Origin of the sequence: Sellimonas caecigallum, from assembly GCF_019754295.1 — a bacterium.
In the GTDB taxonomy this organism is placed as follows: domain Bacteria; phylum Bacillota; class Clostridia; order Lachnospirales; family Lachnospiraceae; genus Sellimonas; species Sellimonas caecigallum.
In genome coordinates this window covers 25680-31795 of the sequence record NZ_VIRV01000022.1, presented here as the reverse complement: position 1 = coordinate 31795, position 6116 = coordinate 25680, and the positions used below count along the sequence as shown (strand labels likewise).

Below are 6116 nucleotides of genomic sequence, written 5' to 3'. Positions count from 1 at the left end.
GAAACGGCTGATTTTTAATCGGCTGTTTATATTATCGGCAGAGAACTGCCAATGTGGCTAAATTGATTATTTGCCAACGTGGCTCAATTGGCAGAGCAGCTGATTTGTAATCAGCAGGTTATCGGTTCGAGTCCGATCGTTGGCTTGTTCCTTTAAGGGGGACACAAAAGATGTGGACCTTTAGCTCAGCTGGTTAGAGCAATCGGCTCATAACCGATCGGTCCCGGGTTCGAGTCCCTGAAGGTCCACTTTAAAAAATATTTTTCTGGCCCGGTGGCTCAGTTGGTTAGAGCGCCGCCCTGTCACGGCGGAGGTCGTGGGTTCGAGTCCCATCCGGGTCGTTTTTATTGTTAAAATTTTATATTGCATGATATGGGGTCTTAGCTCAGCTGGGAGAGCATCTGCCTTACAAGCAGAGGGTCATAGGTTCGAGCCCTATAGGCCCCATTTACACACGTAAGTGTGAGATGCCGCAGTGGCGGAACTGGCAGACGCACAGGACTTAAAATCCTGCGGGACTTATCCTCCCGTACCGGTTCGATTCCGGTCTGCGGCAGTAGAGTAAACAGAAAGTGCTTCCATCGATGATAGAAAGATGGAAGCACTTTTTGTATTGTATTAACGTCTGCGGCCATTTTTGTCAAAAGTCTTTTTGAGGGCCATTTCTGTAGGAAAGATTGTGCCAATCAAAAAAACAAGCTGAATTGCACATATGATTCCGGAAAGAGTACCGACAGTATCTTCTGTGCTGTTTATCACAAAAAACATTGGTATAATTGATAACGGCAGTAGAATGAGCCCGCAGATATACCAGATTTTACCGCAATATTTGTGGGCAAATTCCCATGTGTCCTGGTTTTTCATAGACATGTTCGTCCGATATCCAAAAGCCATATTTATCTGTTTCGGAACATGATTTAAGAACATTTTTCCAAAAACGATCATAGTAATGGGGATAAGCATATTCATAATGAGAAGAAAAATCCAAAATCCCATTTTGTACCTCCTTTTCTCCTTGAGAGTTTAAAGATGGTTCCTGTTTTGATTGAAGTATAACACTGCAGCATGATGTTGTCTACAAAGGATACAAGGAAAGAATATAAGCGATGTGAGGGGGCTGGATGACAGATGGGGGTAGGAGTAGTATAATAGATATGTAGACGATGAATTTGTGGTTTGATAATGTGATTTTATGCGATAAGGATACTTTTATCAGCCGGAGTATGTCCGCTTCCTATTCGTTGAAAGAGGGGGATATACATTATTCAGCATATCGGGAAGACCTGGAGCAACTGTTTGAGCGCAGTGCAAAAGGCAAGATTGCAGAGATGGCAAATAAGACGGTAGTATATTGGGGAACGCTGAAGTTCTCTTAAGGATAAGAAAAAGGAGGGGTACTTTATGATTTACAGAGATTTTAAGGACTTGAAACTTTCCGGGCTTGGACTGGGGATGATGCGGCTTCCGGTCGTGGATGGAGATGATTCGAAGATAGACGAGGCTGCGGCGCAGGAGATGGTCGATTATGCCTACCATCATGGAATCAATTATTATGACACTGCCTGGGGCTACCATTCCGGAAATTCGGAGATTGCGGCTGGAAAATTTCTGGCCAAATATCCAAGAGAGAGTTATTATCTAGCTACGAAATTTCCAGGATATGATTTGGCCAACATGGGGAAAGTAGAGGAGATTTTTGAGAAACAGCTGGAGAAATGTCAGACATCGTATTTTGACTTCTATCTTTTCCACAATGTATATGAGGGGAATATAGATGGGTATCTTGATCCGAAAAATGGTATTTTGGAATATCTGTTAAAGCAGAAAGAAAATGGAAGGATCCGCCATCTGGGATTTTCGGCACACGGGTCAATTGATACGATCCGCCGTTTTATGGATGCTTATGGGGAACATATGGAGTTCTGTCAGCTTCAGGTCAACTATATGGACTGGCATTTCCAGGATGCAGCTAAGAAAGTGGATATGATCCGCGAGGCCGGGCTTCCGGTCTGGGTTATGGAGCCGCTGCGTGGCGGAAAGCTTGCGAAAGCTTCCCCAGAGATGACAGAAGAACTTCGTCGCATGCGCCCGGAAGAAAGTGTTCCTGCATGGGCATTTCGGTTCCTTCAGTCACTTCCGGAAGTGACGATGGTACTTTCCGGCATGTCAGATACGGAACAGCTCAAAGAGAATATTGCGGTATGGGGCGAAGACCGGCCGTTGAGCGAAGAAGAGAAGGGAAAACTGATATGTCTGGCAGATGAAGAGACAAAAAAAGGAGGAGTTCCGTGTACAGCGTGCCATTACTGTACAAGCCATTGTCCACAGGAACTTCCGATTCCGGAATTGATCGCTTTGTACAATGAACATAAAATCACAGGTGGAGGTTTTCTGGCGCCTATGGCAGTGGGAAGTATGCCGGAAGAGAAACGTCCGTCATGCTGCGTTGGATGTGGAAGCTGTGAGGCGGTGTGTCCGCAGCAGATTCAGATTTCAGAGATTATGAGAGAATTCTCCTCCATGATTGGAATGTAAAGTATATGAAGAAGAGATTGCTTATCAGTGCATGTCTGATGGGGATAAACTGCAAGTACAATGGCGGAAACAACTACATTCCTGAAGTGGAGCAGCTGAAAGAAAAATACGAACTGATTCCAGTGTGTGCCGAAATACTTGGAGGTCTTCCTACCCCAAGAATTCCTTCCGAGCGAAGAGGAACGAAAGTATGGAACCGGGAAGGAGAAGATGTGACCGAAAATTTCCTGCGTGGTGCCGAAGAAGTAGGGAAGACAGCTCGTTTTTTTGGATGCGGGCAAGCACTTTTAAAGGAAAGAAGTCCGTCATGTGGATACGGAGAAATCTACGATGGTACATTTTCAGGATATCTGACTCAAGGGAACGGAATCGCCGCAGAGCTGCTTAGCAATATGGGGATTCGGATTTACGGGGAGTCGGAAATAAGAAAGTTGTTATAAATACTTAAGAATTCAGACATACAATCAACATAATCGCCTGATATACTTAGTCAGCATAGAGAGGGAAAAAGCAGCATAACCTGTAAACTGACGGAGTATTGATAAGGAGGAATTATTTTGATTATTGGTTTTTTGACAATAGGAAAAGATAGCCATTCTTGTGTATTATCAGCTCTGAATGGAAAAGATCAAAGTGTTATCATGCCGGGACAGTATCTGTATGTCAATGTTTCCAATGGCTGGATACCGGTGGAGCTGAAATACTCAGATAGAATTGGACGATACTATTTTTCGCATTTGCCGGAATTGCCGGTTAATGGAAGGATGGCTATGGTAAAATCATAAAAATCAATAAGTTTTCTTGTATGGAATCATCAAGTCATGGTACAATAAATAGAAGATACTAGAATGATCATGCTGGTTTTCGTGCAGGGAGCTTTTGCAGAAGTGAAATGAAATGAGCAGCCGGCTTACAGTAAGCCGGCTGTTTTTCAGTTTTGGGCTTTTACTGCGCAGGAAGGTCGGAAAAAGTGGAAGAGAAGAAAAAGAAGAAAATCTTATCTCCGGACGATATCCAGAAAGAGGAAGAACATCTTCTGGAAAGTATGGAGGATGAGGATAATGCAGATACGGATCTGGATGATCTGGAAGGAGCGTCTTCTGTAGTATATGGGGAGGGAACCGGAGATTCGATTCGGATGTATCTGAACGAAATCAATCGGATTGCGCTTTTAAGTCCGGAAGAAGAGCAGGAGTTGGCAAAGAAAGTAGCCGAAGGGGATAGAGAGGCAAAAAAGAAGATGGAGGAAGCGAATCTCCGTCTTGTTGTTTCGATTGCGAAAAAATACGTGGGACATGGACTGCAGATGATGGATTTGGTCCAGGAGGGAAATATCGGTCTGATGCGGGCGGTGGAGAAATTCGATTATCAAAAAGGGTACCGCTTTTCTACATATGCTTCGTGGTGGATCAAGCAGTCGATGATCCGTGCTATCGCAGATCAGTCCAGGACGATCCGAGTGCCGGTCCATATGTCGGAAAATATCACAAAGGTACGCAGAGCATCCAAAGAACTGATGAGTGAACTTGGAAGGGAAGCGACGCCGGAAGAAATTGCAAAAAGGCTTGGGGACAAATCGGTGGAGGAAGTAAGAGATATCCTTGCATATTCCAGAACACCAGTCTCTTTGGAGACACCGGTAGGCGAGGAAGAGGACAGCAGTCTGGAGAATTTCATTGAGGACAGCAATGCTCAGCAGCCAGAAAATGCGGCTATCCTCACGATCATGGGAGAGGAGATCAATGAATTGCTGAAAATCCTGCCGGAGAGAGAGCAGGAAGTCATACGGATGAGGTTCGGAATGAACGGGGATCGTGTGTACACGCTGGAAGAAGTCGGACAGAAGATGCATTTGACCCGGGAGAGGATCCGGCAGATTGAGAGCAAGGCGCTCCGCAGATTGAGACAGAGAATGAAAGAGAAAGGACAAAATCAGTATTTTGAATAATTCAGGTGGCTTGAAATGAAGAATGACTTGTTTACGATTGGCAACTTAACGGTACACGGATATGGGCTCATGATTGGTATCGGGTTCATATCCGCCTATTTATTGACAGAATACAGAGCGCAGAAAAAGAGGATGAACAGTGACATTGTTTTTACATTGTTTTTGTCGTCTGTGATTTTCGGGCTGCTGGGGGCAAAAGTATTTTACTGGATAACAATTCTGGATGAGATCATCAAGGATCCTCATGTCATTATCGATACGGCAGATGGGTTTGTCGTATACGGGGGAATCATAGGAGGAATCCTTGCAGGCGCAGTGGTGTGCAGGATAAAGAAAGAAAATTTCTGGAAGTATTTTGATCTGATTGCGCCGTCTATCGCGCTGGCACAAGGCTTTGGGCGTATTGGATGTCTTCTGGCCGGCTGCTGTTACGGACTGGAAACTTCAAGTCCTATTTCCATCACTTTTCAGAACTCAGATTTCGCACCTAACGGGGTGGCATTGATCCCGACGCAGATTTATTCCAGTACTCTGGACTTTCTGAACTTTATCGTGCTTTGCATCATCGCAAGATATGCGAAGAGGGATCGGATCGTGGCCGGATGTTATCTGATATTCTACAGTGTCGGACGGTTTATCCTGGAATTTTTCCGGGGGGATCTTATCCGTGGAAGTGTCGGCCCTCTTTCCACATCCCAGTTTATTTCGATCTTTGTTTTTGTGATCGGTGTGCTGATGATCGTGATCCGTAAGCGCAAAAAAGTAGTGGAATACAAGTAGACGGAAGGAGAAAGAAAGATGGATCTGGAAAAAGTTTTTACAGTTCAGGGAATTCTTTTAATTCTTACAGGAGTATTTCTTCTGGTCATGGGGATTAAAGTCGTGATCAGACAGACGAAGATCCGAAAGCAGGATTTGATAAAAGAAGGCACAGTGCTTCACAGCAGACATGTAGAGCAGAGAGATAAAGAAGGATTTCTGACGGAGAACTACTATGAGCTTAGAGCAGAGTACCATGATAAGGGACACCGGATGGAAAAGACGGTGTACAGCGTGGAAGAATATCTGGAAGGGGATACGATCCGGCTTGTAAAAGCGCCGGATAATGGAAAAGACGTATTCATTTATAAAGAAGACAAAGCCAATGGAATCGGGGCATGGGTGTGGATTGCTGCGGGGATCGCCGTTATATTGATTCCATTTATCAGGGAAGCACTTGGCACTGGGGCTGTGTCCATGGTCGAAGCAGTGTTTCTTCTGGCGATCGGTATCAGTCTCATTGCGGTTCAGGTAAAAGAAGAGAAAAAATCACTGAACCGGATCAGTGCACGCATTGTGGAAGTGTTGAAATGGAAAGAAGGATCAAAGACAAGAGGCGGAAAACCGGTCTATACATACTATCCGATTTATGAATATAAGCGGGATGATGTGACGAGAAGATGGAGAGGAATGAACGGATCCGAGCAGCCGTCACAGTATAAGACAGGGACAAGAGGGACATTGTACTGGAGGCAGGATGATGCCAGACTGATGGAAAAAGAGCCAGGCAGGATGCTTCGGTATGTTGGGATCGTTCTTGTGGCGGCAGCAGTCATCTGCGTTTACGGAGCAGTTGTATTAGCTTTCTGAAAGT

At 44.8% G+C, this 6116-nt stretch carries 8 protein-coding genes and 5 tRNA genes; 12 read left to right on the top strand and 1 reads right to left on the bottom strand.

What is annotated here, in order from left to right; genetic code table 11:
• The first annotated feature begins 72 nt into the window (after positions 1 to 72).
• From FLB61_RS11595 to FLB61_RS11575, 5 genes are all read left to right on the top strand, one after another.
• Positions 73 to 145 (top strand) — tRNA-Thr (locus tag FLB61_RS11595).
• A gap of 29 nt (positions 146 to 174) precedes the next feature.
• Positions 175 to 248: transfer RNA gene (locus FLB61_RS11590), tRNA-Ile, on the top strand.
• Between the two features lie 19 nt (positions 249 to 267).
• Positions 268 to 341 (top strand) — tRNA-Asp (locus FLB61_RS11585).
• 33 nt (positions 342 to 374) lie between these two features.
• Positions 375 to 447, top strand: a tRNA-Val gene (locus FLB61_RS11580).
• 22 nt (positions 448 to 469) lie between these two features.
• Positions 470 to 556 (top strand) — tRNA-Leu (locus FLB61_RS11575).
• A gap of 62 nt (positions 557 to 618) precedes the next feature.
• On the opposite strand, the gene FLB61_RS11570 is transcribed toward FLB61_RS11575, so the two are convergent.
• Positions 619 to 996, bottom strand: a complete 378-nt coding sequence (locus tag FLB61_RS11570) for an SdpI family protein (RefSeq protein ID WP_221920250.1) — start codon at positions 994 to 996, stop codon at positions 619 to 621.
• 167 nt (positions 997 to 1163) lie between these two features.
• Between FLB61_RS11570 and FLB61_RS11565 the strand changes: the two genes are divergently transcribed.
• From FLB61_RS11565 to FLB61_RS11535, 7 genes are all read left to right on the top strand, one after another.
• Entirely contained in the window at positions 1164 to 1376 is a 213-nt protein-coding gene (locus FLB61_RS11565; protein ID WP_221920249.1) for a hypothetical protein, read from the top strand.
• Between the two features lie 25 nt (positions 1377 to 1401).
• On the top strand, positions 1402 to 2535 hold the full coding sequence (locus FLB61_RS11560; RefSeq protein WP_221920247.1) for an aldo/keto reductase: 1134 nt from the start codon (positions 1402 to 1404) through the stop codon (positions 2533 to 2535).
• A 5-nt stretch (positions 2536 to 2540) separates the two neighbouring features.
• Positions 2541 to 2975: a 2-thiouracil desulfurase family protein gene (locus tag FLB61_RS11555; protein ID WP_087203218.1), complete on the top strand. Its 435-nt coding sequence runs from the start codon at positions 2541 to 2543 to the stop codon at positions 2973 to 2975.
• Positions 2976 to 3092: 117 nt separating this feature from the next.
• Positions 3093 to 3320, top strand: coding sequence for a hypothetical protein (locus tag FLB61_RS11550; protein WP_087203217.1), 228 nt, complete (start codon positions 3093 to 3095; stop codon positions 3318 to 3320).
• Positions 3321 to 3505: 185 nt separating this feature from the next.
• Complete coding sequence (locus tag FLB61_RS11545; RefSeq protein WP_288722866.1) at positions 3506 to 4483, top strand: sigma-70 family RNA polymerase sigma factor; 978 nt, start codon at positions 3506 to 3508, stop codon at positions 4481 to 4483.
• A gap of 15 nt (positions 4484 to 4498) precedes the next feature.
• Positions 4499 to 5263: a prolipoprotein diacylglyceryl transferase gene (locus FLB61_RS11540; RefSeq protein WP_221920245.1), complete on the top strand. Its 765-nt coding sequence runs from the start codon at positions 4499 to 4501 to the stop codon at positions 5261 to 5263.
• Positions 5264 to 5281: 18 nt separating this feature from the next.
• Positions 5282 to 6112, top strand: coding sequence for an SdpI family protein (locus FLB61_RS11535; RefSeq protein WP_087210215.1), 831 nt, complete (start codon positions 5282 to 5284; stop codon positions 6110 to 6112).
• The last annotated feature ends 4 nt before the right edge of the window (positions 6113 to 6116 follow it).

Bases quoted from the DNA above. Each gene is read 5' to 3' on its own strand.
- FLB61_RS11570 (WP_221920250.1), bottom strand. From the start codon at position 996: ATGGGATTTTGGATTTTTCTTCTCATTATGAATATGCTTATCCCCATT.
- FLB61_RS11565 (WP_221920249.1), top strand. From the start codon at position 1,164: ATGAATTTGTGGTTTGATAATGTGATTTTATGCGATAAGGATACTTTT.
- FLB61_RS11560 (WP_221920247.1), top strand. From the start codon at position 1,402: ATGATTTACAGAGATTTTAAGGACTTGAAACTTTCCGGGCTTGGACTG.
- FLB61_RS11555 (WP_087203218.1), top strand. From the start codon at position 2,541: ATGAAGAAGAGATTGCTTATCAGTGCATGTCTGATGGGGATAAACTGC.
- FLB61_RS11540 (WP_221920245.1), top strand. From the start codon at position 4,499: ATGAAGAATGACTTGTTTACGATTGGCAACTTAACGGTACACGGATAT.
- FLB61_RS11535 (WP_087210215.1), top strand. From the start codon at position 5,282: ATGGATCTGGAAAAAGTTTTTACAGTTCAGGGAATTCTTTTAATTCTT.